This is a genomic window from Cellulosilyticum lentocellum DSM 5427 (assembly GCF_000178835.2).
Taxonomy (GTDB): Bacteria; Bacillota; Clostridia; order Lachnospirales; family Cellulosilyticaceae; genus Cellulosilyticum; species Cellulosilyticum lentocellum.
In genome coordinates this window covers 2303312-2326902 of sequence record NC_015275.1, presented here as the reverse complement: position 1 = coordinate 2326902, position 23591 = coordinate 2303312, and the positions used below count along the sequence as shown (strand labels likewise).

General features: G+C 34.4%; 28 protein-coding genes. All 28 read right to left on the bottom strand.

Annotated elements, in window-relative coordinates; translation table 11 throughout:
- Window positions 1–55: 55 nt before the first annotated feature.
- The 28 genes from yhbY to CLOLE_RS10510 all read right to left on the bottom strand — a co-directional run bounded on the left by yhbY (window position 56) and on the right by CLOLE_RS10510 (window position 23545).
- The gene (gene yhbY / locus CLOLE_RS10645) at window positions 56–349 is read right to left on the bottom strand and encodes a ribosome assembly RNA-binding protein YhbY (RefSeq protein WP_013657119.1); all 294 of its coding nucleotides are present in this window, start codon (window positions 347–349) and stop codon (window positions 56–58) included.
- Between the two features lie 15 nt (window positions 350–364).
- Window positions 365–1642, bottom strand: coding sequence for a GTPase ObgE (gene obgE, locus CLOLE_RS10640; RefSeq protein WP_013657118.1), 1278 nt, complete (start codon window positions 1640–1642; stop codon window positions 365–367).
- Window positions 1643–1813: 171 nt separating this feature from the next.
- Window positions 1814–2104 carry a 50S ribosomal protein L27 gene (rpmA, locus tag CLOLE_RS10635; RefSeq protein ID WP_013657117.1) on the bottom strand — a complete coding sequence of 97 codons (291 nt, stop codon included), beginning with the start codon at window positions 2102–2104 and terminating at the stop codon, window positions 1814–1816.
- Window positions 2105–2116: 12 nt separating this feature from the next.
- On the bottom strand, window positions 2117–2452 hold the full coding sequence (locus CLOLE_RS10630; RefSeq protein WP_013657116.1) for a ribosomal-processing cysteine protease Prp: 336 nt from the start codon (window positions 2450–2452) through the stop codon (window positions 2117–2119).
- Between the two features lie 5 nt (window positions 2453–2457).
- A complete protein-coding gene (gene rplU, locus CLOLE_RS10625) occupies window positions 2458–2769 on the bottom strand; it encodes a 50S ribosomal protein L21 (RefSeq protein WP_013657115.1) in 312 nt (103 codons plus the stop codon).
- 119 nt (window positions 2770–2888) lie between these two features.
- Window positions 2889–4316 (bottom strand): ribonuclease E/G, encoded by a 1428-nt coding sequence (locus CLOLE_RS10620; RefSeq protein ID WP_013657114.1) that lies wholly within the window; start codon window positions 4314–4316, stop codon window positions 2889–2891.
- A complete protein-coding gene (locus tag CLOLE_RS10615; RefSeq protein ID WP_013657113.1) occupies window positions 4313–5005 on the bottom strand; it encodes a TIGR03936 family radical SAM-associated protein in 693 nt (230 codons plus the stop codon). Before CLOLE_RS10615 ends, CLOLE_RS10620 begins: the two co-directional genes overlap by 4 nt.
- Window positions 4995–6842 carry a TIGR03960 family B12-binding radical SAM protein gene (locus tag CLOLE_RS10610; protein ID WP_013657112.1) on the bottom strand — a complete coding sequence of 616 codons (1848 nt, stop codon included), beginning with the start codon at window positions 6840–6842 and terminating at the stop codon, window positions 4995–4997. The genes CLOLE_RS10615 and CLOLE_RS10610 overlap by 11 nt, the downstream gene beginning before the upstream one ends.
- The gene (locus tag CLOLE_RS10605) at window positions 6839–7147 is read right to left on the bottom strand and encodes a hypothetical protein (protein WP_013657111.1); all 309 of its coding nucleotides are present in this window, start codon (window positions 7145–7147) and stop codon (window positions 6839–6841) included. The genes CLOLE_RS10610 and CLOLE_RS10605 overlap by 4 nt, the downstream gene beginning before the upstream one ends.
- Before the next feature lie 107 nt (window positions 7148–7254).
- Complete coding sequence (gene mgsA / locus CLOLE_RS10600) at window positions 7255–7650, bottom strand: methylglyoxal synthase (RefSeq protein WP_013657110.1); 396 nt, start codon at window positions 7648–7650, stop codon at window positions 7255–7257.
- A gap of 13 nt (window positions 7651–7663) precedes the next feature.
- Entirely contained in the window at window positions 7664–8782 is a 1119-nt protein-coding gene (rodA, locus tag CLOLE_RS10595; protein ID WP_013657109.1) for a rod shape-determining protein RodA, read from the bottom strand.
- A gap of 31 nt (window positions 8783–8813) precedes the next feature.
- On the bottom strand, window positions 8814–9098 hold the full coding sequence (gene minE / locus CLOLE_RS10590; RefSeq protein WP_013657108.1) for a cell division topological specificity factor MinE: 285 nt from the start codon (window positions 9096–9098) through the stop codon (window positions 8814–8816).
- A 16-nt stretch (window positions 9099–9114) separates the two neighbouring features.
- Window positions 9115–9912: a septum site-determining protein MinD gene (minD, locus tag CLOLE_RS10585; protein WP_013657107.1), complete on the bottom strand. Its 798-nt coding sequence runs from the start codon at window positions 9910–9912 to the stop codon at window positions 9115–9117.
- Between the two features lie 22 nt (window positions 9913–9934).
- Window positions 9935–10621, bottom strand: a complete 687-nt coding sequence (locus CLOLE_RS10580; RefSeq protein ID WP_013657106.1) for a septum site-determining protein MinC — start codon at window positions 10619–10621, stop codon at window positions 9935–9937.
- A gap of 33 nt (window positions 10622–10654) precedes the next feature.
- On the bottom strand, window positions 10655–13648 hold the full coding sequence (locus tag CLOLE_RS10575; protein WP_013657105.1) for a penicillin-binding transpeptidase domain-containing protein: 2994 nt from the start codon (window positions 13646–13648) through the stop codon (window positions 10655–10657).
- Between the two features lie 120 nt (window positions 13649–13768).
- Window positions 13769–14278, bottom strand: a complete 510-nt coding sequence (gene mreD / locus CLOLE_RS10570) for a rod shape-determining protein MreD (RefSeq protein ID WP_013657104.1) — start codon at window positions 14276–14278, stop codon at window positions 13769–13771.
- 13 nt (window positions 14279–14291) lie between these two features.
- Entirely contained in the window at window positions 14292–15104 is an 813-nt protein-coding gene (gene mreC / locus CLOLE_RS10565; RefSeq protein WP_013657103.1) for a rod shape-determining protein MreC, read from the bottom strand.
- Window positions 15105–15121: 17 nt separating this feature from the next.
- Window positions 15122–16132 (bottom strand): rod shape-determining protein, encoded by a 1011-nt coding sequence (gene mreB / locus CLOLE_RS10560; RefSeq protein WP_013657102.1) that lies wholly within the window; start codon window positions 16130–16132, stop codon window positions 15122–15124.
- A 90-nt stretch (window positions 16133–16222) separates the two neighbouring features.
- Window positions 16223–16927, bottom strand: coding sequence for a RadC family protein (gene radC, locus CLOLE_RS10555; protein ID WP_013657101.1), 705 nt, complete (start codon window positions 16925–16927; stop codon window positions 16223–16225).
- A gap of 79 nt (window positions 16928–17006) precedes the next feature.
- A complete protein-coding gene (locus tag CLOLE_RS10550) occupies window positions 17007–17561 on the bottom strand; it encodes a Maf family protein (protein WP_013657100.1) in 555 nt (184 codons plus the stop codon).
- A gap of 12 nt (window positions 17562–17573) precedes the next feature.
- A complete protein-coding gene (locus CLOLE_RS10545; protein WP_013657099.1) occupies window positions 17574–17837 on the bottom strand; it encodes a DUF4321 domain-containing protein in 264 nt (87 codons plus the stop codon).
- Between the two features lie 123 nt (window positions 17838–17960).
- Entirely contained in the window at window positions 17961–18818 is an 858-nt protein-coding gene (locus CLOLE_RS10540) for an RnfABCDGE type electron transport complex subunit B (RefSeq protein WP_013657098.1), read from the bottom strand.
- 12 nt (window positions 18819–18830) lie between these two features.
- Window positions 18831–19406 carry an electron transport complex subunit RsxA gene (gene rsxA / locus CLOLE_RS10535; protein ID WP_013657097.1) on the bottom strand — a complete coding sequence of 192 codons (576 nt, stop codon included), beginning with the start codon at window positions 19404–19406 and terminating at the stop codon, window positions 18831–18833.
- Window positions 19407–19418: 12 nt separating this feature from the next.
- On the bottom strand, window positions 19419–20015 hold the full coding sequence (gene rsxE / locus CLOLE_RS10530; protein ID WP_013657096.1) for an electron transport complex subunit RsxE: 597 nt from the start codon (window positions 20013–20015) through the stop codon (window positions 19419–19421).
- Complete coding sequence (locus CLOLE_RS10525; RefSeq protein WP_013657095.1) at window positions 20012–20575, bottom strand: RnfABCDGE type electron transport complex subunit G; 564 nt, start codon at window positions 20573–20575, stop codon at window positions 20012–20014. Before CLOLE_RS10525 ends, rsxE begins: the two co-directional genes overlap by 4 nt.
- On the bottom strand, window positions 20572–21555 hold the full coding sequence (locus CLOLE_RS10520) for an RnfABCDGE type electron transport complex subunit D (protein ID WP_013657094.1): 984 nt from the start codon (window positions 21553–21555) through the stop codon (window positions 20572–20574). Before CLOLE_RS10520 ends, CLOLE_RS10525 begins: the two co-directional genes overlap by 4 nt.
- Before the next feature lie 16 nt (window positions 21556–21571).
- Complete coding sequence (gene rsxC, locus CLOLE_RS10515) at window positions 21572–22891, bottom strand: electron transport complex subunit RsxC (protein WP_013657093.1); 1320 nt, start codon at window positions 22889–22891, stop codon at window positions 21572–21574.
- Window positions 22892–23002: 111 nt separating this feature from the next.
- Complete coding sequence (locus CLOLE_RS10510) at window positions 23003–23545, bottom strand: ATP-binding protein (RefSeq protein WP_013657092.1); 543 nt, start codon at window positions 23543–23545, stop codon at window positions 23003–23005.
- Window positions 23546–23591: the final 46 nt, after the last annotated feature.

Below are 23591 nucleotides of genomic sequence, written 5' to 3'. Positions count from 1 at the left end.
AAATAAAGGTATCTAGAAGCGGCTAACTTCTAAATACCTTTTTATCGTGTTGATATTAAACTAATGTAATTTTTGGATTCTTTTTAGCTGGCTTGTAAAGCACAATCTTTTTTCCAATGACTTGTACAACTACTGATTTTGTACGCTCTGCTAACATGATACTCATTTCTTTTGGGTCTTCAAGGCAGTTTTGGAGTACACTTATTTTAACTAATTCCCTTGCATCTAGTGCAAGCGCTACTGCTTCCGTTACTTCAGGTGTTAAACCATTTTTACCAATTTGAAAAATAGATTCTGTTTTTTGTGCTAAAGATTTTAAATAAGCTCTTTGTTTACTTGTAAGTGTCATTAGACACCTCCCTCTTTATTTAACGTAATCAAACTCTAAATCATAAATATTAACGGTATCGCCTTCTTTGATACCTGCATTTTCTAATGCTTCTATAATGCCTTTTTCACGTAAATATTTTTGGAAGAACGCAAAGCCTTGTTCTGTATCAATAGCTGTATAACCCATCATACGCTCGATACCATGACCTTCTACAACGAAGTAGCCTTCATTTACTTCTTCTACAGTGAATGGTTCATTAGACATTGTACTAATTTCTTCGAATTCAGGCTCAAAGACAATGTTTTCGCTAGGCACAGTTGCTAGTAAGTCTGCGACATCTTTTAAAAGTTCTTGCAAGTTTTCATTACCTGCAGCTGAAATAGGAAGTACTTTAATTCCTTTTGGTTCAAATTCAGCTTTAAGACGTGCTATATTTTCTTCACAGTTACCCATATCTATTTTATTGGCTGCGATAATCTGTGGCTTTTCTTCTAAAATTTTAGGATTAAATAATTCAATTTCCTTTTGAATAGCATAAATATCCTCTACTGGATCTCTGCCTTCACTACCTGCAGCATCTACTACGTGTAAAAGTACCTTTGTTCTTTCTACATGGCGTAAGAAATCATGCCCTAAGCCAATGCCTTCTGCAGCACCTTCAATAAGTCCTGGAATATCAGCCATAACAAATTGCTTACCATACTGGTTTGTTACAACACCTAAATTAGGTGCAAGTGTTGTAAAGTGGTAGTTAGCGATTTTAGGCTGTGCATTACTTACCATAGAAAGTAATGTAGATTTTCCTACATTAGGGTAACCAACTAAACCAACATCTGCTATCATTTTTAATTCTAGGATAAGCCAGTATTCTTTAGCTGGTTTACCTTTTTCACTATAACGTGGTGCTTGTCTTGTTGCTGTGGCAAAATGTTGATTACCACGACCACCTTTACCACCTTTAAAGAGTATTTCTCTCTGACCTGCTGCATGTAAGTCTGCTACAACGTGTCCTGTTTCGGCTTCACGAATAACAGTCCCTTGAGGTACTTTAATAATGAGATCTTCTGCATCTTTACCATGACAACGCTTTTTACCACCGTTTTCACCATCAGCAGCTTTGAAATGTCTTTGATGTCTAAACTTCATAAGTGTATTGCACCCTGAATCTACTTCAAAGATGATATGGCCTCCACGACCACCATCTCCACCATCTGGTCCTCCATTAGGAACATATTTTTCTCTTCTAAAAGAAACGTGTCCGTCTCCACCTTTTCCCGATCTTACAAATATCTTGACTTTATCTACAAACATGTTGTCACTCCCTTCTTTCTCTAGTTTGTACAACATTTAATTATTTTAAAATAAATCAATCTCACATTTATTTGCCTACCCTCTTTTTATGATATAGAGCCTAGTCAAAATAAATATCCCTATACCATAAAAAGAAGGTTTCAACAAATGCTGAAACCTTCTCAAAGTTAACTATGCTTCTTGTGCAACTGGATATACAGAAACTTGTTTTTTGTCTCTGCCTTTGCGTTCGAATTTAACTCTACCATCCACTAAAGCAAATAATGTATCATCGCCACCGCGACCTACATTGTTACCTGGATGAATTTTAGTTCCTCTTTGACGGTATAAAATATTCCCAGCTTTAACGATTTGTCCATCGGCTCTTTTAGCACCAAGACGTTTTGATTCTGAGTCACGACCGTTGCTTGTTGAACCTTGTCCTTTTTTATGAGCAAAGAATTGAAGGTCTAAACGTAACATGTGATCCACCTCCTATTTATTTAGAATATTAATGTATTTTTCTCCGTACATTTCCTTGACGGTCTCAAGACCTAATATCATACTTTTAATAAGTAGTTCGGCTTCTGGTGCATATTCCCCTGTCTTACGACGTGGAAATTCTACATCAATAACGCCTTCTTTTTGATTAATACAGATTTCCTTAAAAGGCTCATCTGTATAAGATTCTATAGCATTTAATGTGTTTATGGTAAGCATGCTAATTGCAGCACAAACAACATCTTCACCATGTTCAGCAAAACTAGCATGTCCGTCTACTCTAAAGCGATAAACATGTTCGTCTTTCTGATAAAATGTAACCTCCGTCATAACAATTAAGCTTCAATAGCTTTGATTGTCACTTTTGTGAAAGGTTGACGATGACCACGTTTTTTGTGGTAAGATTTTTTAGCTTTGTATTTGTAAACGATGATTTTTTTACCTTTACCTTCAGCTACTACTTCAGCTTTAACTGTTGCATTAGCAACAACTGGAGTACCTACAGTTAAAGAATCCTCTTTACCTACTGCTAAAACTTTGTCAAAAACAACTTCTTCACCAGCTGCAACATTTAATTTTTCAACGATAATGCTGTCTCCAACTTTAACGTTGTATTGTTTGCCACCTGTTTCAATAATTGCGTACATGTGTACACCTCCTTATTCCGAAAACTCGCCGAATACGGTACTGCCAAGACAGTTTAGACCTCTTCGTGCGGCTTAAAACACTTAAGTATTCTATCATAGGGCATCTATCCTGTCAACGCTTATCTTTGATAAAATTGACATAAAAACATTTTTTTTGAACTTGCAGTGCTTCTTTCTATTTGAAGTTGTAAATTATAAGCATTTTCTAATTGTTCAATACAATTATTTTTAAGAAGAAATTGATAAAAAATCGGATCTACTTCCACAAAAACAGCTGTATGCTCTGTTTTTTCACTGATGTCCTTAATGGTCTTCTCTAGCTCCATCATATAGTAGGATAAGCTATTTCCACTATAGGGGGCTTCACATTGTATACAACTTGTAAAAAGTTGTTGTGGAAGTCCAATATACTTTTTAGTTCGAGAAAATTGTAATAAACCTAAATCTGTGAGAGGATAGACCTTTGTTCTTCTATCTCCCCACTTATTGAGTAATTCTTTGGCGTATTCATAGATGTACTGTTTATCTTCCTGACTAGGCATTTCAACTAAATCAGTCACAATTATTCCAGATAAATTACGTCTAAGCATTTGCAATATACTTTCTTTAACAGCCAAAAGATTAAGATCTAAAACAGCCTTTTGAGGATTCTTAGTTAAAATGGCCTTAGCGCTATTCACATCAATAACTGTCATAGCTTCTGTATAATCTATTACTAAATTACCACCATTCTTAAGCCATATCTTCCTATTTAAGAGTTGTGTTCGCTTTTTTTCAATATCATAAACCTGAAAAAGTCCTTCTATCTCATTACATAACTTGAATGAAATGTGCTCCTCATCATCTTCTTCTCCTATATCAGCTTGAATAGCCGATAATACACTTTGTTGATTACAGATAATTTCTACTTTCTCCGCACCTTCTAGCTCTTCTCTAACAATCTGCATGAATAAAGGAGGATCTTCATAGAGCTGGGAGCCCTTTGATAGATAATCTTTAGCTTTCATAAAAGCATCTGCTTTTTCTATCAGTTCAAGTGCATCTTTTTCTAAAAGTGATTCGCTAGCATTCTTAGCTGTAGTTCTCACAACAAAACCATACTTGCCATTAGACAAGCACTGTAACTTTTGTTTAAGTACTTCTCTAATCTCTTGATCTTTTATTTTTTTAGAAATGTTTATACCCGTTTCAAAAGGTAAACAAACTAAAAATCTCCCCATCAAATTAACTTTCCCAGTTAATTTATAGCCCTTTTCCCCACTATTTTGCTTAACAACTTGTACAGGTAATCTACTACCAGGCGAAAGTTTGTTTTGATAGCATTCGGGTACTTGTTTTATATGAAGTAAACCATTTTTTTCTTCTCCAAAATTTACAAAAACAGCTTTTAAATTTTTAACAACTTGTTCTACTTGTCCTACAACAATGCGATTTTGTTTATCACTCTTTATACAAGTCTCTAAATAAAAAGAAATAAATTCACTTTCTTGAAGAATAGCAATCTGTGTTGATAAAACATTTTTTTCAATTAAAATTTGTTTTCTCATTGAACTCTATCAAATGTATCAATTGCCTGATAGCCTTGGTGTCCTTCTGTATACATTTCCTTCCTTGTCACCTGAATCTCATAGTCTGTTGTATATTCTTCAATTAAGGCTTTTACTAAAAGTTCAGGATTTAAGTTTTGGCTACTCCCTGCTAATACCTGACTTTGAATATGAATACCATCTTCACACGCTACAATATTACAACTCAAAATAAGGGGTTTAATATCAATTGGTTTAATACCCTTCTTCCCTTTTTTCATAACTGTTAATTCATCTGAGCAACTTAATCGTTTTTTTAATTGCTCGGCTGATAAACTGTCATTTTCTTTTAAAACAAGTCTAATGTCATAATCAGCAGCAGCTACTAAACTCATAAGTGAATCTCCCTTATCTTCTACTTGCCATGATTCTAGGATACAAATACCACCTACAAGTACTTTATTTAAACGATCCATAACGCTTTCAGGTGCTATATCTTCTGCTGTAATAATCTCCATATATTCTCCTGTACTACTTACACCCACGCCTAAAGGCAAGGCAAAATAAACAAGAGAATGAGGACTAAAACCTTGTGAATAAGCAACAGGAATGCCGGCTACTTTAATAGCCCTTTGGAAAAGGCGCATTGTGTCTAAGTGTCCTACATACTTTACTGGTCCTTGTTTTGTAAATTTCAATCTAATTTTCATGACATAATCCCTTTCCAAATCTACTTGCACCACATCCTGTACATTTTTCTCGGCAGTTTGGCGTAGTGGCTGCTGCCTTTGCTCTTTCATTCTCGCGTATTAAAAATTGTTTTGTAACGCCAATATCAATATGATCCCATGGTAAAATTTCTTCATAACTACGTTCACGGTGCGCATAAAATTCAAAATCAACCCCTGTTTCCTTAGCAGCTTCTAACCAAGCCTCTGGTTTGAAGTGCTCTGACCAACTATCAAAAGTACACCCTTTTCGATAGGCTTTATAGATAAGTTCAGCTACTTTTTGGTCACCTCGAGCAATCACCGCTTCTAAAACACTGGTTTTAGCATCATGGTGATTATACCTAATTTGTTTTCTTTTAATGGCACCTTTTAAAAGTTTAATTTTGTGTTTGAAGCTTTCTTCACTATCTTGTGATGCCCATTGGAAAGGTGTAAATGGCTTTGGCACAAAACAAGAAGTACTTACAACTAACTGTAAGCCTGGTGTACGTTTTTCTTTATCAATTCCAAAATAGGTCATAGCAATCTTTTCTGCTAGTTCAGCAATTCCTAGAACGTCGCTGTCTTCTTCATTTGGTAAACCTAACATAAAGTATAGTTTAACACGATTCCATCCACCCTCAAAAGCCAATTTACAACCACTTAATATTTCTTCTTCTGTTATATTTTTATTAATCACATCTCTTTGTTTTTGTGTACCTGCCTCGGGTGCAAAGGTCAAACTACTTTTTCGTACTTCCTGAACTTTTTGCATTAAATCTACTGAAAAAGCATCTATACGTAAAGATGGAAGAGAAATATTAACACACTCACTAGTGCAAAGTTCCATGAGTTCATTTGTAAAAGCTTCTAAATCTTCATAATCACTAGTACTTAAAGATGCTAATGATAATTCATCATAACCTGTGCTTGCTAATAAATTCTTAGCATGCTTTAACAGTGTTTCTTTGTTCTTTTGCCTTACCGGTCTATAAATCATTCCTGCTTGGCAAAAACGACACCCTCTGATGCATCCTCTAAACATTTCCAAGGTTGCCCTATCATGCACTGCGCGGATCCAAGGTACCACCTGAGCTTTTGGGTAAAATGCTTCATTCATATCTGTCACAACTACTTTACGAATGGTATCTGGTGCATCTGGATGTAAGATTACACGCTTTTTAATAGTTCCATCTTCATGATAAAGTACTTCATAAAAGCGAGGTATATACATACCTGGTACTTTTAAAAGTTGAACTAAAAAGCTTTCTTTGTCTCCACCATTTTTCTTCCAAACTTTATAAAGATCAAAAATCTCATCATAACTTACCTCACCTTCTCCGATATAAAAAATATCAATAAAAGGTGCTAAAGGTTCTGGATTATAAGCACAGGGGCCACCTGCAATAATAAGAGGGTCCTCCTCAGTTCTATCCTTACTATAAATAGGGATATGAGCTAGCTCTAGCATATTAAGAATGTTTGTATAACTCATTTCATACTGTAAAGTAAAAGCTACAAAGTCAAACGCTTTAAGAGCTGTATGCGTCTCCAGACTGAATAATGGCAACTTTTCTTCGCGCATAATTTGCTCCATATCTGTCCATGGTGCAAAAACACGTTCACAATAAACATCTTCCCTTCTATTAAAGAAGTGGTATAAAATTTGCATTCCTAAGTGGCTCATACCTACTTCATATACATCAGGAAAACAAAATGCTACCCTTGTTAATTCCGGTGTTATTTCCTTTTTACTACTATTCAGCTCACCACCAATATAACGTGCAGGCTTATCTACTTTATTTAGAATCGAATCTGGTACTACTACTTTTGTCATTTTATCCTCCAGTATTTGTCACTCATTTCTTCTAGTTCATATATAAACTGTTTTACATCTTCTATTTCAACTGTTTGTGTTAACTCCTTCTTGATTTGTTCCTCAAACATAGTATTAGGCTCCATATACTTTAAAAATAATACCGCAATAATCATTATTATACAGATAGATGTTTGAATAAAAAAGCCATTTCCTCGAGTAGTTATACTGTTAGACTCAGTAGCTTCCTTCTTGTTATCTTCGGTAATATTTTTATTAACCTCTTCAATACTCATCTTTGATTTTTCTTCTCTTACCTGGTGCATATTAAGTCACCCCATATCTTTTTATACTATATATATGGACAATAGAAATGACTTATGCACCTGGCATTAAAATACCCACAAAATAAAAAAGACTTTAAAAAAGTCTTTTATCTCATTACCTCACGCCAGCTTAGATCACCTCTCTCTAATGCTTTTACAAGCAATTCTGCAGTGGCTAAATTTGTGGCAATAGGTATATTATGAATATCGCAGAGTCTTTCGATACTGCCTAAATCAGGTTCATGAGGTTTCTGTGAAACAGGGTCTCTTAAAAAAATCACCATATCGATTTGATTATGAGCAATTTGTGCTCCTAATTGTTGTGCACCACCTAAATGACCTGCTAAATACTTATAGATATTCAAATTGGTGGCTTCCTCTACGAGTCTACCTGTAGTACCTGTTGCATACAAAGTATGTTTTGTTAAAATATGTCTATAAGCAATAGCAAAGTTTTCCATTAATTTCTTTTTTGCATCATGTGCAATTAATGCAACGTTCATATAATCACCCTCTCTAAAACATCTTTTCTTCCCTGCGCATTGCAACATTAAGGACCAATCCTAATCCCATCATATTAGTCCATAGAGAACTTCCTCCATAACTAATAAACGGAATAGGGATACCTGTATTAGGTAATAAATCTGTTACAACTCCCATATTGACAAAGCCTTGCATTGCAATCATTCCCATATAACCTACCACAATAAACCGGCCTAAATCATCTGGTGCACCTCTAGCAATCCAAATGCCACGTAATATAAAAGCAAGTAAAAGAACTACTACACTTACTGCCCCTATAAAGCCGAATTCTTCTCCAATAACTGCCATAATAAAGTCGTTGTGAGACTCTGGTAAATAATTAAGTTGACTGATAGAACCCTGGTATAATCCCTTGCCTTGTAAACCACCTGAACCTATAGCTTGTACGGCTCGTTGTGTTTGATATTTATCAGCTGAAGCATCTCCACCATTTACTAAGCTCATAATACGATTACGTTGATAATCTTGAATAAGCTTTTGATCAGGATTTTTAACAATATATACAAAAGCTATTACAACTACTAATAAGCTGACAACTGTTGCAGTAATAATATACTTAAAATCTATTTTTGACATAAATAATTGTATCACTAAAATAACAACAATGACAATACTAGTTGACAAATTAGGTTGTTTATTAACTAAAATAAATGGAATAAATTCAAATGCACCTATAATCAAAATCGGCCACAACTGGTTAATACGATTGTTGTATTTATTAATGATTGTAGCACCACATAAAATCATTCCAATTTTAGCAAATTCAGATGGTTGTATTTGGACACCAGCAATTTCAATCCAGCGTGTTGCCCCATTTATATTTTTTCCTAAGAAAAAAACAGATATTAACAGGATGATAATCCCTGCATATATAATGAGATACCAATTAGCTAATAAGTGATAATCAATACTCATAACGATAAGCATAAGTACTAACCCCATAATAAAAAAGACAATCTGCTTTTGAACATAAGAGGTATCTCCCGAATAAGCTGTGGCACTATTAATGGCTACAATACCCACGCCAACTAGAATCAGCATTAATAAGATAAGCCATAAATCAATTCGTTTAACAAGTTCCTTAATGTGCATTTTTTAATATTAAGTCCTTTCAATTCAATAATTACTTAACTTTCTTTAAGTTCTTGATTGGAATATTGGCTGATAGCACAGGTGCTTTCTTTCCGCCTGCTTCATATTCCATATTAGAAATTTCAATATTTAGTTCTTCTGTATCTATATCTACATATTTGCAGATAACAGCAAGTATATCTGCTCTCATCATCTCAAGTAACTCTGTTGAGCAATTCATACGATCATGAATTAATACTAATTTAAGACGATCTTTAGCTACATTACTAGATTTATTCTTCTTTCCGAATAAAGTATTAAAATCTAACATCCCCATGCTTGTCCCCCCTTAGTTAGTTTCCAAATCCAAATACTTTTTTAATGCGTCCCATCAAATTATTGTTGACATTCAAATCCAAGAATGGAACATCTTCACCTTGTACACGAGCTGCAATATTTTTAAATGCTTTACCAGCTAAAGAGTTACCATCTGCTGAAGCAGGTTCACCCTTATTAGTAGTGATAACAATATTCTCATCATCTGGAACAACACCTATTAGATCAATGGCTAAGATTTCAACAACATCTTCCATCGCCATCATGTCACCACGTTTCACCATATTCATTCTTACACGATTGATAATAAGTTGCATATTAGATACACCATGTGATTCTAATAATCCAATAATACGGTCTGCATCTCTTACAGCAGAAACTTCAGGTGTTGTAACAATAAGTGCACGATCTGCTCCTGCCACTGCATTTTTAAAGCCTTGCTCAATACCAGCCGGGCAATCCAAAATAACATAATCAAATTCTTCTTTTAAAGAATCACAAAGTTTTTTCATTTGTTCTGGACTTACTGCATCTTTATCTCTAGTTTGAGCTGCTGGTAGTAAAAAAAGACCTTCAAAACGCTTATCTTTAATTAATGCTTGTTTAAGCCTACATCTTCCTTCAACAACATCTACTAAATCATAGACTATTCTATTTTCGAGTCCCATAACAACATCTAGATTTCTAAGTCCTATATCTGCATCCACTAAAACTACTTGTTTTCCTTGTAATGCTAATGCTGTTCCAACATTTGCCGACGTCGTTGTTTTACCAACGCCACCTTTGCCTGACGTAATTACTATGACTTCACTCATCATTTTGCCCCCTATAATTATTTTACCTTAGCATATGATTTAAACTTTTTGCATCTAGAACATCTACGTATATCTGCTCTTCATTTAAATAGGCAATCTGTAGATCTTTACCATCCTTAGATCCAAAAGATTCACCTCTCGGTGCTTGTGCAATAATATTGCCTATACCAATTTGTATGGGATCCATAACCTCACTAATAATAAATGGATGTGGGTAACTATGATCTAATCCTGCATGGACCTTTCCTTTAAGACTTCCTAAAATAATCACATTTCCTCCAGCAGTAATAAGTCCTCCTGGATTAACATCGCCTAATACAATTACATTCCCTTTATAATCAATATGATTTCCAGAACGTACAATGCCATAATGAAAATGTGTTAAAGATCCTTGCTTACTTTCCAGCTGATCCTTTATCCAAATCCAGTCCTTATCATAATGAGCTTCTTCTCCTTCAAACTGATGGACAAACGAAATATTTAAGATATTTTGATGTGCTAGCAGGTCCATTAATTCTTCCTGCTGTTCTTTACTTAAAGAACGTCCTTTAAAACGTATACTAATTTTAGAACCCTTAAAAAATTGCTTAGATTCTTCTAATTTTTGTTTGAAATGGCTTATCACCTGTTCAAAGTCAGCTTGATTATCTAAGAGTACAGTAATACCATCAACTGTTCCTTTGAAAACGACAAGATTTCCCTCTCCCATATTTCCCCCTCTATTCTATATTAAAATAATAACTTATCTTTTTTGCTTAAAATAACAAGATATTAAGTCTTTTGCAACCTCTTGACCATAGCTTCCTAAACGGTCTGTATCATACAGCGTAACCACAACAGCCATCTCAGGATTATCCGTAGGTGCAAAACCAACAAACCAACTGTGTGCATGATTGCCTTCTTCTGCTGTTCCTGTCTTAGCAGCTATACTTATACCTAAGTCTTTAAGCATTCCATAAGCTGTACCATTTGGTTCAGAAGTAACAGCTGACATGCCTTCATGAATGGCTAAGATAGTTTCTTCTTTTAAGTCTAAAGGTGTCTTTTTGGTATCTAGCTGAGTATAATACGTTGCCTTGGTATAATCATACATACCTTTAACAAGTGTTAGGTCACACATATACTTACCATTAGCTATAGCTGCAATATATCTTGCAATTTGCATTGGAGAAAAAACATTATCTCCTTGACCTATAGCGCTACGTACGGTAATGCCATCACTCCACTTTAATTCTACACCATCTAGTAAGTCATTGACAATTATATTTATCATATTTTGTCTTATTTTTAATAGAATATCTTCAAAATTATTGTTTTTTAATGTTTTTATCCTTTGTAATTGTATTTTAACAACGTTAGCTTCTTCCTTCTTATCTGAGTTCCTAATAAGCTGGCGATATAACTGTGTATAAGTCGTTTCATAAGCATCTAGTATTTCATCATTATTCATTGCATCTTGTACATCGTCTAAATGAGCATCTAGTATTTCTCTAACCCATGTTTGTATGTCAGCTACCATACTTTGTTTAATTGTTATTTCTATCTTCTTAGTATCCGCACCAATTAGTGCTTTTTCAATCCACTGCTCTATAAATAGCGATGCATTCTCTTTTAACCTCAAATCTATTGTCTTGTAGATTTCTATAAGAAGTTCCTCATAAATAGGTGTTAGCTCTTTTTGAACCATAGGCTCGATCGCCAATGCTAATCGTTGCTTGTAATATTTTGCTTGTTCAGTGTCCATAGGAAAATCTATTGGCAATTCATTTAACATACCTTGGCGCATTATTTCTTTTACACTTTGAATACGTTTTATCCTATTCTCAGCTATTTCGCCTTGATAAGTATTTAAAGCTGTTTTAAGTTGTCTATTTAAAAAAGCAGATGGATTAGAAATACAAGGCTCACTTTCTTCTAGCTCAATTCCCGTTACATGGTCTAGCCCTAGCTTCTTACCATAATAGGAAAAAATATTAGCTACATCAAACGGTTTTTTACTTAAATTTTCTAGCCGCATAGCTACTTCATAAAAATAATAATTACACGATACAGCCAATGCCTTTTTTAAATTGACTTTTCCATGAGTAGTTCCGTTTGTATTGGCTACCCAACATTTTGGATACGGAACACCTGCTTTTTTATAAATACCTTCATCTAAAATCTCATCCTCTGGTGTTATTACACCTTCCTCTAATCCAGCAATAGCTGTTAGCATCTTAAAAGTTGACCCTGGTGCTTTTAATGTCTGCATACTTCTATTCCATAAAAGACTGCGAGAATCACTATTAACAATGGGCCAGTATTCACTAAAGGAACTTACCATCTGATTATTATCATAAGTTGGATAACTTACTTGGCTCAATACCTCCCCCGTTTTAACATTAACAATAACAGCAGCACCACTTGAGGGGGTAACATCTACTTGAGATGGTTTTAAGCTACCTGATTTAAACAAAGTTATTATATAATCTTCTGTAGTACCCTCTAAATTACTTTTTAATAAGCTCATTTGCTTTAGACTTAAAGAGATTACTTTTTGTTCATTTAAAGCTAACAGTATTTCCTTTTCTTTAACTAACGTCCCATTACTAAATCCTTCTAATAATAAATCTTTAAGACTAATAGTAGAGGCTATAACTGGATCAAGTGCATTATACGCTACCATGAGACGTTGATAAATATCAAATTGCATAGTTCCTTCTGAAGCTTGCTGCATTAAAGCAATTTGAAGTGTATTACATCTAATAATTGAACACAACACTTCCTTACTAGTGAGTGGATTAGATTTTTGTGATAAGCGTTCTATGATGGCTTCACTTAATCTTTTCTCTATGCTTTTGTATGTTGCTAATTGAAGATCTGCATCTATAGTAAGATATATACTGGCACCAGTACTAGCTTCCTTTGTATTTAAAGTGGCTGCCCTTTGACCCTTTTGATTAACTGCAATAACTTCCTCTCCTGATTCACCGTGCAAACTAGCTTCAAGACTTTTTTCAAGTCCCATCTGGCCTACATCTTCCCATAAATGATAGCCTTTTGAAATATAATTTTTAGATTGCACGCTGGTTATTTTTCCCGTATACCCTAAAATACTACTTAAAGCTTCACCATAAGGATAAGTTCGCCTTGCTTCAACTTCTACAGTAATCCCCGGAAATACTTTGCTTTGCTCTTGAAGATATAAGGTAGTTTGAGAAGACACTTCATCTGACAATTTAACACGTTCATATTGTTTATACGAATAGGCATATAATTCATACTCTATCCCTATAAGCTTCCTAACTTCTTCCATAGTGTACGTATCAGCTATTTTAAATCGCTTTTTTAAATAATTCAGAAGTTCCTCCGCTGTATAAGTTTCTAGTTCTTCACGCTGCAAGTCTGTGTCATAAGGCACGCCATATAAAAAATTCCTAACTTGACTCTTACTGGATGTATAAACAAAAGGTGATTGTTTAGAGATAGGTACTTCATCTATTAGACTATCTCCATTTTTTTCAACTACTTTTTCTAATTGAATAAAAAGCTTATGTTTCTCTTCTATAGAGGTTTGTTTTTCTAGATTGTAATAAATAACGTAAACCGGTTTATTAGTAGCTACTTCTTTTCCATTACGATCATAAATCGTTCCACGTATTCCTGGAATATGAATGGTTCTCTGTATACTATTATTAAGTGCATCAACATAATAATGGTGTTTTATTATTTGTAATTCATAGAACTCAAAAATCACTATTCCAAATGCTAATGTGATACCTATACTTAGTAAAAATAGGCGATTTTTTTAAAAAAAGGAGAAGCTTGTTTAAGATTTTACTCAACGTTGCTCCTCCTTTCATTAAGATATATGCTTTTAAAAAATATTTCTTGTTTTTCGTTCGCTAATTTCAATTTTTTCATTAATTAAATAAGCTATCTGATAAACAATAAGTGATATGGTGATTGTATAAATAAGTTCGGGTATAACAATCGCTTTAAAGAAATAAACAAAGCTTAACTTTCCTCTTAGCATGAGGGAAAATATATTGGTGCAACTATAAAATAAACTACTAAACATTGTACAAATAAACGGTATAATAAAATTTTCTCTATAGAAATTTTTATTAAATTTTCCACATACATAACCAATAGCCGCATAGCTTATTATGGTGGGTCCAATGGTTAATCCAAATGATATATCATTTAACAATCCTGCTACTACCCCTACCAAAGCACCTTCTTTACTTCCTCTTAATAGTGCAAATGATACAATGATCATAATCATGAAGTTAGGAGCTATATTGCCAATTCTTAGGTTCTGAAAGAGGGTAGCACTTAAGGTATGCACAACCACTAATAAACTTCCAATTACTGCAACTCTCATATTAACTCCTTCTTTAATCATTATTAATGACTAAAACTTGTTCTAGATGTTTAAAGTCTACAACAGGCCTTACATAAGCATAATGAACTAAGTCATTATTACCTGCGATGACTTCTTCTACTGTGCCAATTAAAATCCCGGGTGGGTAAATTGAACTTAAATGAGAAGTAATAATTTGATCACCCTTAACAACTTCTGATTCACTATTAATTTCTAAAACACATAATCCTTCATTGGCTAATTCAATATCACCTTTGATAATACCCACATCCCCTGTACGTACCACCTTAGCACTTACTGCACTTCTACTATCAATAATAGAAATAACTTTTGAAACCGTATCTGTTGCTTCATCTACGTGTCCAACTAAACCACCATTAGCTAGTATAACGCTATTATTACCTACACCTTTTCTTGTTCCCTTATCAATGGTAAAAATCTTATACCAATTGCCAATTTCTTTACCAATAACATTAGCTCCAATACCTTCATAGGCCTCATAACGTTTTTTCATTTCCAAAAGTGTTCTCAAATTATCATTTTCTTCTTGATATTGATTCAATATCGTATTTTCATAACGAAGTCTACTTACTTCATCTTCTAAGTCTTCATTACTCTTTAATAATTCATCTACATTTTGAAAATGCGCCACAATATTTTTCGTTTTATCCGAAACAAAATGAATACTTTTTTCAAAAGGATACAGTATATAATTAACGCCTGTACTAAGAACGGGTATATCGAATTGCTTACCAATCACAATGGCTATGATTAAAAGGCCACCGCCAATAAGTCCCATTTTCTTTACCTTTTTATTAAGTTTCAAGGCATTCTCTCCCTATACTATTTATCATCAGCAAAAATTGCAGACCACTTCTCAATATTTTCTAACGCATAACCTGTTCCTTTAGCAACACAATCTAGTGGATCCTCTGCTATTTTAACTGGCATCCCTGTTTCTAAGCTAATAAGTGTATCAAGCCCTGTCAAAAGCGCTCCACCGCCTGTTAGCATAATACCACTTTCCATAATATCCGCTGCAAGTTCTGGTGGTGTTTTTTCAAGTGTTAATTTAATGGCATCAATAATAGAATTAACAGGCTCTTTGATAGCTTCTGTTACTTCTGTCGAGGTAATTGTAAGCACTTTAGGAAGACCTGTTACAAGGTCACGTCCTCTAATCTCCATTGTTTCATCTTGACCTGTTGGGTAAGCTGCGCCAATACTAATTTTAATTTGCTCAGCAGTTCTTTCACCAATCATTAAGTTGTATTCTCTTTTAATATAAGAAACAATGTATTCATCAAATTCATCACCTGCAATACGAAGTGATTTGCTTGCTACAATACCACCTAATGAAATAACAGCTACGTCTGTTGTTCCTCCACCAATATCTACAACCATATTACCTGTTGGTTCTTCTACACGAAGATGTGCACCGATTGCTGCAGCCATCGGCTCTTCCATAATTAATGCTTTTTTAGCACCTGCTTTTTCTGTAGCTTCTTCAACAGCACGCTTTTCAACAGATGTCACACCTGATGGCACGCATACAATAACACGTGGTTTTGAAGCAAATAAAGATTGTTTGTATGCTTTACCAATAAAATAACGTAGCATAGCTGAAGTAGTTGCAAAGTCTGCAATAACACCATCTTTAAGTGGTCTAATAGCTACAATGTTACCTGGTGTTCTACCAATCATTTGTTTAGCTTCATCACCAACTGCTAATACTTCATTCGTTTTTTCTTTGATTGCTACTACTGATGGTTCATTAACTACAATTCCTTTTCCTTTAACAAAAACAAGTGTATTGGCTGTACCTAAGTCAATACCCATATCTTTTCCAAACATATAAAATCCTCCTAATTCAATCTATATAATGTGTTGTTTGCAAAATCTCATATTTAACATCATACCTTTTTTTCATCCAATTATCAACATCTAGAGATAACTTTCTTCTTTAAAACTCTTATAAATACCATCTCCAATAATAATATGGTCTAAAAGTGGAATGCCTACTAAGTCACCTACCTTTTGAAGACGTTTAGTCATCTGTAAATCTTCTTCACTAGGAGTAGGATCTCCACTAGGATGATTGTGAACAGCAATAATACTATGTGCTGACTTCTGAATAGCTATACGATAAACTTCTCTTGGGTGAACAATAGAAGCTGTTAAACTGCCTTTTGATACTGTTTCATAACCTATCATTTTACACTTGGCATCCAGTAAAGTAATAATAAAACGTTCTTCACGGCTATGTCTAAGTTCTTCCATAAAATAACATGAGAGGATGGCTGGTGAAGTAATCTTCTCACCTGATTGATATTTCTCTTTTGTTATTCTTTTACTTAATTCTAATAATGTTAGGATTTGTATGGCTTTTACTGGACCAATTCCATTAATACTCATAAGTTCATTATAGGATATATGATAAAGGCCAATTAAAGAAGGCGTCTTTATATGTTCTGGTTTTTCTTTTTCCCCATACGTTAATAGATGCCATGCTAGTTCCTCTGCATTATATGTCTTAGTTCCAGAACGTAATAAAATAGCAAGAAGTTCTGTATTAGACAAATAATCAGGTCCATATTTGCCAAATTTCTCATAAGGCCTTTCTTCTATCGGTTGATCTTGAATTCTCATCGTATACCCCCTTTACCTTCAAATTATTGCCGTCATTTTCACACTTCATACACCCAAATAAAAAAAAGGCCATATGGCCCTAATTTTCTAATAATCTCTTATAAATTTGATGAATTGGGAGTCCTACTACATTATAATAATCCCCCTCTATGCTTTCTATAAAAATTGCCCCCTTACCCTGAATACCATATGCACCTGCCTTATCTAAAGGTTCTCCTGTCGCAACATAATGATCTATTTCCTGCTTACTTAATATTTTCATTTGAACATAAGTTGTTTCACAAAAAGTACTGACTTCATTTTTCTTAATAAGAGCTACACCTGTAATCACACGATGTCTTTGCCCAGATAACAATTGTAGCATTTTTCTAGCCTCTTCTTCATTCTTAGGCTTTCCTAATATATGACTTTGCAAACACACCATTGTATCAGCACCAATAATCCATTCAGCGCTATATTCCTTTGCTACTGCTTCTGCTTTTAGCCTAGCTAAATATTTGACGTTCTCTTCTGGAGAAAGTTGCGGATTAATGATTTCTTCCACTTCTCTAGTATGAATTTCAAATGGATAGTCTAATAATTGAATCAATTCTCTTCTACGCGGAGAACTTGAAGCTAGTATTATTTTCTTCATATCGGTCTTCCTTTATTTTATTTTTTTATATACAAACACGCCCGCAAGCATGCCCAGAATAGCTGTTAATGTAATCTTAAATTTAACCTGTAAAGAAAACCATATCACACCCAAGTCAACTTGTACAGGCTGATCAAGGCCAAAAGAACCTGTATAATTCATCCATTTTAAGAAACTTACACGATCACATAAATTGCCAACAAAATAACCTACAGTTAATCCTGATAGCATGCAAAGTAACAAAATCCAAAATTGCTCTGTTTTTTGATTTGCCATATATAACTCCCCCTTTGTATTACGACTCTATTTATATGGAATAAGATTATAAAACAACTCAATTTTTCAAAATGTAGCATAACCATTAAGATTATGCTACATTTTCATTACTCTATTATTCAATTATATTACCACGCTACTACTTGATGCTGATATAGCATTGTTTTCTTGCTTTAATACTTGTTTCGAAAGATTAGAGATAGCTTTTGTTGGGCATTTAGCTTCACATTTACCACAACTTACACATTTAGTCATTTCTATAACTGCATGATTATCTACAAGTGTAATAGCACCTTCCTCACATTGCTTAACACATATACCACACCCTATACAACCCACTTCGCATGCAGCTTTAACCTCTTTTCCTTTATCTTTTGAGATACAGTTTACATGATAGGTTGTACTCATAGGAAGGATCTCAATAATATGTCTAGGGCAAGCATTCTTACAAGCACCACATCCTACACATTTTTCCGGATGAATAATAGGAAGGCCTTCCTCCATAGTAATAGCGCCAAATGTACATGCTTTTTGACAACTTCCATATCCTAAACAACCATAGGCACATACTTTAGGACCTCCACCTATTAAATGAGCATCCATACAATTAGCTATACCTTGATAATTATATTTTAATTGGGCATGAACATGATTTCCTTTACAACTAACAACAGCTATTTGCTTTTCTGAAGCACTAGCTGCTATTCCCATTATTTTTGCAATGGCTTCAATTTGAGCTTCATTACATACTGGACAGGCATTAATATTACTTTCTCCTGTTACAATTGATTTCGCCATAGCTTCACAACCAGCTAACCCACAGCCACCACAGTTAGCACCCGGTAAGAACTCTTTAACCGCTTCTACTCGCTCATCTATAGGAACGGCAAACTTTTTAGCTGCAATACCTAGTCCTATTCCAAATAAAAGTCCCATTCCACCTATAGCTATGACAGGAGAAAAGATTGCTGATAAATCCATCTAAATCCCTCCTTATTTGATCATATTTTGAAAACCAGAAAAAGCAATAGCCATAAATCCTGCAATCATTAATGCTAATGGCAAGCCCTTAAATCCACTAAGTACATCATTATCTTCAATACGTTCTCTAATGCCTGACATAAGTAGCATAGTAATAGTAAACCCTATCGCCGCACCTAAGCCATTAACTACTGATTGAATAAGTGAATAATTCTGTTGCATATTGAGTACAGCTACACCTAGTACAGCACAGTTAGTTGTAATAAGTGGTAAGTAGACACCTAATGCACTATGAAGTGATGGACTTACTTTTTGAATAACCATCTCAACAAATTGAACTAAAGAAGCAATTACCAAAATAAATGCAAGTGTGTATAAATACTCTAGTTCTAATGGTACTAAAATATAACGATACACTAAATAAGAGAACATAGAGGCAAGTCCCATAACAAAAGTTACTGCTGCTCCCATACCAAGTGACGTCTCTACTTTTTTAGAAACACCTAGGAAGGCACATATTCCTAGGAATTTAACAAGTACAAAGTTATTGACTAATGCTGCGCCAATAAAAAGTAATAATAATTCCATTTATTTCCCCTCCTATTGTTTTTTAGCTTTAATCGTGTTCAATATGGCCATCAAAATACCTAGTGTAAAGAAAGCACCTGGCGCTAGAATCATAATGGTAGCTGGTGTATAAAAACTAGGTGTTACCGGATACCCCATAAAAGTACCCGCTCCTAATATTTCCCTAATGCAACCAATAACTGTTAAAGAAACTGTAAAGCCTAGTCCCATCCCTATTCCATCAAAAACAGCTGCAATAGGCGAATTTTTAGAAGCATAAGCTTCTGCTCTTCCTAAGATAATGCAGTTAACAACAATAAGTGGGATGAATAAACCTAAAGCACTATATAAACTAGGTATATAGGCTTTTAATAAAAATTCTATAACAGTTACAAAACTAGCAATAATAACAATAAATGCTGGTATTCTAATTTTAGAAGGTATTACTTTTCTTAAAAGACTAATAACAAAATTTGAACAAATGAGTACTGCTGTAGTAGATAATCCCATACCAATAGAGTTGGTTACACTTGTTGTTACCGCAAGTGTGGGACACATGCCTAATACTTGAACAAAGGTGGGATTATCTTTTATTAAACCTGCTTTTAGTCGTTCACTTATTATACTCATTGCACGCTCCCCCATTCATTTTGGTGTTCTGCCACAAAGGCTATTGCTGCATTAACACCGTCTGTAATAGCTGCTGATGTAATTGTAGCTCCTGTTATGGCCTGTATCTCATCTTCTTTTGGGCTTGTTTTGGTTACTTTGATAGTTCCTTGCTTTCCGATATATTGATCAATAAAACTTGGTTTTTCTGCGTTAGCACCAAAACCTGGTGTTTCTGAATGACTTAGTATCTTAACACCTTTCACTGCCTTATTTTGATCAAGTCCTATTAACACGCTAATAGCACCACCATAGCCTTTTGGCTCTACGTTCAAAATATAACCAACTACGTTATGAGAAGCTTTAGCTACAAATACCTTTTTAATAAGTGTATCTGAAATAGCATCTATCTGAGTAAAAGTATCTGCTTCACTTAAAAGTTGCTTCATAGAATCTTGCTCTATCTTAAGGTTATTAGCTTCAATAATAGGACGTGTTATCTGATTAACTGTCCCTAATAATCCTACACAAATTCCCGTTATGAGAAAGAGGATTGCACCTAATTTTAATGCTTCTTTCATGCTTTAACCCCTCCTCCAAAACGACGTTTTCTTACATACATATCAATAAGTGGTACTGTTAAATTCATAAATAAAATACTATAACTTACACCTTCTGGATAACCACCATATAATCTGATGAGTGTCGTAATAATACCAGCTCCTATAGCAAATATCATCTGACCTTTAGGGGTCATTGGTGTAGTCGTGTAATCTGTAGCCATAAAGAAAGCTCCTAAAATAATACCACCTAAGAATAGTGAGTAAAATGTTTGATAAAGAAGCTCTAATGAAAATCCTTGACTAAATCCACTAAAAATAAAGGTGAGTCCAAAAATAGTCCCTATGTAACAAGCAGGAATATGCCATGAAATTACTTTTCTAATAATAAGATAAGCTGCACCTATTAATAAAGCCAGTGCACTGGCTTCGCCAATACAACCGCCTATATTACCTATCAAAGCATCCATGAAACTTGGTAATCCCTCTACCACTCCATTTTTAATAAGTTCTAAAGGTGTAGCTCCTGTCACAACATCAACTCCTAAACCTAGTGAACCTTGTGTTGGTACTGGAAAGCTTCTCATATGACTTGCATAAGCCGATAGTAAAAATGCTCTGGCTGCTAAAGCCGGATTAATGAAATTTTGACCAATCCCTCCAAAAACTTGTTTAGCTAAAATAATAGCCACAAATGCGCCTACTATAATAACAAAAAAAGGAACATTTGCAGGTAAATTAAATGCTAATAATAAGCCTGTTACAACTGCACTTAAATCTCCAACTGTACTCGGACGGTTAAAAATCTTCTCCCAAATCCACTCAAACCCTATACAACTCACAACACTTACTAATGTAACTAAAAGTGCTCTTAAACCGTAAAAATAAGTACCCGCTAGAAGGGCCGGTGTCAAGGCAATGATTACATCTCTCATAATAGTATGGGTAGTGTGAGAAGCTCTTACATGAGGCGAGGAAGAAACTACCAACATTTTATCCATTTCTCATTCTCCTTTTCTATTTTTTCGCACGTATAACTGCTTTAGCAGTACGTATACTTTGCACAATATCCCTCTTAGCAGGACAGGTATAGGAACAGCATCCGCATTCTATACAATCCATACCATAATAATCCATAAACTTATCATAATGTTCATGAAGTGCATGTCTATGAAGAGTATTAGGAATCAAATGCATCGGACATACTGTTACACATTTACCACAATGCATACAATGAGTCGTAGGAACAGATGTTACTTCTTCATCTGTAAAACATAAAACGGCAGACGTCCCTTTCATCACAGGAATATTAACATCTGAAATAGCAATTCCCATCATAGGACCTCCGGCAATAATCTTTACCGTTCGTTCCATATCCCACTCAGCATACTCTAAAACTTCCTTAAATGAAGTACCTACTTTCACTTCAACATTACAAGGTTTCTTTACGCCACTACCAGATACAGTTACAATACGTCTCATAACAGGTTGACCTTTTGTAACAGCGCGGCAAACAGCAACCATTGAATCAATATTCTGCACAATACAACCAATATCTATAGGTAGTTTGCCACTTGGTACCTCTCTCTTTGTAATCGCATAAATTAAATGTTTTTCTGAACCTTGAGGGTATTTAGTATCTAAAGTCACAACTTCCAAGCGTTCTGTATTTTTAGCAAGCATTTTCATCTGCTTGATAGCATCCATCTTATTATTTTCGATGCCAATAATAGCTTTAGCTTCTTTATATACTTCTAACAAAATTTTAATACCTTCTATGACTTCTTCACCATTTTCTAGCATGACCCTGTGATCTGAGGTCAAATAAGGTTCGCATTCTGCACCATTAATAATAATGTATTCTACTGTTTTATCTGGTGGGGTAGATAATTTGACATGAGTAGGAAAAGTAGCCCCCCCCATTCCAACCAAACCAGCTTCCTTAACTAAACCTATAAGTTCTTCTTTAGTTAAGTTTTTATAATCGCTTTTAGCAGAAGTCGCCATTCCAGGTGTTTCTTCATACAAATTATCGTTTTCAATCACTATACTATTTTCCTTATTACCTCTAAAGGTTAAACGATTTTCTATACTTTTTACTGTACCTGATACAGAACTATGTATGGCAGCAGAAATAAAGCCACTGGCTTCACCAATCTTTTGCCCTACTAAGACACGGTCACCTTTTTTTACAATAGGTGTGCACGGTGTGCCAATATGTTGTGACATTGGAAATACAAGTTCACTTCCCGGTAGCATCACTTCAATCTTCTTATCACAGGTGATTTCCTTATGATAATTGGGATGAATACCTTTTTTGAAGGTTAATCCTTTCATACTGCGCCCCCTTTAATTATCTTAAATAGTTAAATCCAATCATAAGAATTATAGCATATTATCAAAGAATTTATCATTTATTTTTAGTATTTCAGCAAAATATAAAATAATTTATTTTTTAACAGAGTTCATATTTTCTTCAAGGTATTCTTTAAGCCATGCCAAAACATCTAAATTATCAATAGCTACATCTCCTAAAATTTTTTTCACCTCTGCTGTTTCAAAAGCAAAACTTTTTTCTTCATACTGATAGTTATAAATAAAATTGATTTTAGGATTGCTTTGTATAAGGATAATGAGTGTACTAACTACATCACCTAAAGGTACCCTATCAATATGCCGATAAGCCATAGTTGCTTTTATAATAGTTCCCTTACCTTGTTCACTATCAATACTTAATTCACCTTCGCTATTTTCACAATTCTGTTTGAGTAAGGGGATGCCCAAACCTACACGCCTTAGAGTACGTGTTGTAACAAAAGGATCTGTGATTTGTTTAGCAAGTTGTTTCGGCATACCGCTTCCATTATCTTCTATAGATAAAACTAACTGATTTTTACTTGGCATTTCTTCAATGCAAATATGTATCTCATCAGCATGCGCTCTGATACTATTTTGAGCAATATCTAGTATATGTAAAGACAAATCCTGCATATTGAACCTCCTCTTTGAATACCTCTTTATTTCTTTTCAATAAAAG

Bases quoted from the DNA above. Each gene is read 5' to 3' on its own strand.
- yhbY (WP_013657119.1), bottom strand. From the start codon at position 349: ATGACACTTACAAGTAAACAAAGAGCTTATTTAAAATCTTTAGCACAA.
- obgE (WP_013657118.1), bottom strand. From the start codon at position 1,642: ATGTTTGTAGATAAAGTCAAGATATTTGTAAGATCGGGAAAAGGTGGA.
- rpmA (WP_013657117.1), bottom strand. From the start codon at position 2,104: ATGTTACGTTTAGACCTTCAATTCTTTGCTCATAAAAAAGGACAAGGT.
- CLOLE_RS10630 (WP_013657116.1), bottom strand. From the start codon at position 2,452: ATGACGGAGGTTACATTTTATCAGAAAGACGAACATGTTTATCGCTTT.
- rplU (WP_013657115.1), bottom strand. From the start codon at position 2,769: ATGTACGCAATTATTGAAACAGGTGGCAAACAATACAACGTTAAAGTT.
- CLOLE_RS10620 (WP_013657114.1), bottom strand. From the start codon at position 4,316: ATGAGAAAACAAATTTTAATTGAAAAAAATGTTTTATCAACACAGATT.
- CLOLE_RS10615 (WP_013657113.1), bottom strand. From the start codon at position 5,005: ATGAAAATTAGATTGAAATTTACAAAACAAGGACCAGTAAAGTATGTA.
- CLOLE_RS10610 (WP_013657112.1), bottom strand. From the start codon at position 6,842: ATGACAAAAGTAGTAGTACCAGATTCGATTCTAAATAAAGTAGATAAG.
- CLOLE_RS10605 (WP_013657111.1), bottom strand. From the start codon at position 7,147: ATGCACCAGGTAAGAGAAGAAAAATCAAAGATGAGTATTGAAGAGGTT.
- mgsA (WP_013657110.1), bottom strand. From the start codon at position 7,650: ATGAACGTTGCATTAATTGCACATGATGCAAAAAAGAAATTAATGGAA.
- rodA (WP_013657109.1), bottom strand. From the start codon at position 8,782: ATGCACATTAAGGAACTTGTTAAACGAATTGATTTATGGCTTATCTTA.
- minE (WP_013657108.1), bottom strand. From the start codon at position 9,098: ATGGGGATGTTAGATTTTAATACTTTATTCGGAAAGAAGAATAAATCT.
- minD (WP_013657107.1), bottom strand. From the start codon at position 9,912: ATGAGTGAAGTCATAGTAATTACGTCAGGCAAAGGTGGCGTTGGTAAA.
- CLOLE_RS10580 (WP_013657106.1), bottom strand. From the start codon at position 10,621: ATGGGAGAGGGAAATCTTGTCGTTTTCAAAGGAACAGTTGATGGTATT.
- mreD (WP_013657104.1), bottom strand. From the start codon at position 14,278: ATGAGAGTTGCAGTAATTGGAAGTTTATTAGTGGTTGTGCATACCTTA.
- mreB (WP_013657102.1), bottom strand. From the start codon at position 16,132: ATGTTTGGAAAAGATATGGGTATTGACTTAGGTACAGCCAATACACTT.
- radC (WP_013657101.1), bottom strand. From the start codon at position 16,927: ATGAGAATTCAAGATCAACCGATAGAAGAAAGGCCTTATGAGAAATTT.
- CLOLE_RS10550 (WP_013657100.1), bottom strand. From the start codon at position 17,561: ATGAAGAAAATAATACTAGCTTCAAGTTCTCCGCGTAGAAGAGAATTG.
- CLOLE_RS10545 (WP_013657099.1), bottom strand. From the start codon at position 17,837: ATGGCAAATCAAAAAACAGAGCAATTTTGGATTTTGTTACTTTGCATG.
- CLOLE_RS10540 (WP_013657098.1), bottom strand. From the start codon at position 18,818: ATGGATTTATCAGCAATCTTTTCTCCTGTCATAGCTATAGGTGGAATG.
- rsxA (WP_013657097.1), bottom strand. From the start codon at position 19,406: ATGGAATTATTATTACTTTTTATTGGCGCAGCATTAGTCAATAACTTT.
- rsxE (WP_013657096.1), bottom strand. From the start codon at position 20,015: ATGAGTATAATAAGTGAACGACTAAAAGCAGGTTTAATAAAAGATAAT.
- CLOLE_RS10525 (WP_013657095.1), bottom strand. From the start codon at position 20,575: ATGAAAGAAGCATTAAAATTAGGTGCAATCCTCTTTCTCATAACGGGA.
- CLOLE_RS10520 (WP_013657094.1), bottom strand. From the start codon at position 21,555: ATGGATAAAATGTTGGTAGTTTCTTCCTCGCCTCATGTAAGAGCTTCT.
- rsxC (WP_013657093.1), bottom strand. From the start codon at position 22,891: ATGAAAGGATTAACCTTCAAAAAAGGTATTCATCCCAATTATCATAAG.
- CLOLE_RS10510 (WP_013657092.1), bottom strand. From the start codon at position 23,545: ATGCAGGATTTGTCTTTACATATACTAGATATTGCTCAAAATAGTATC.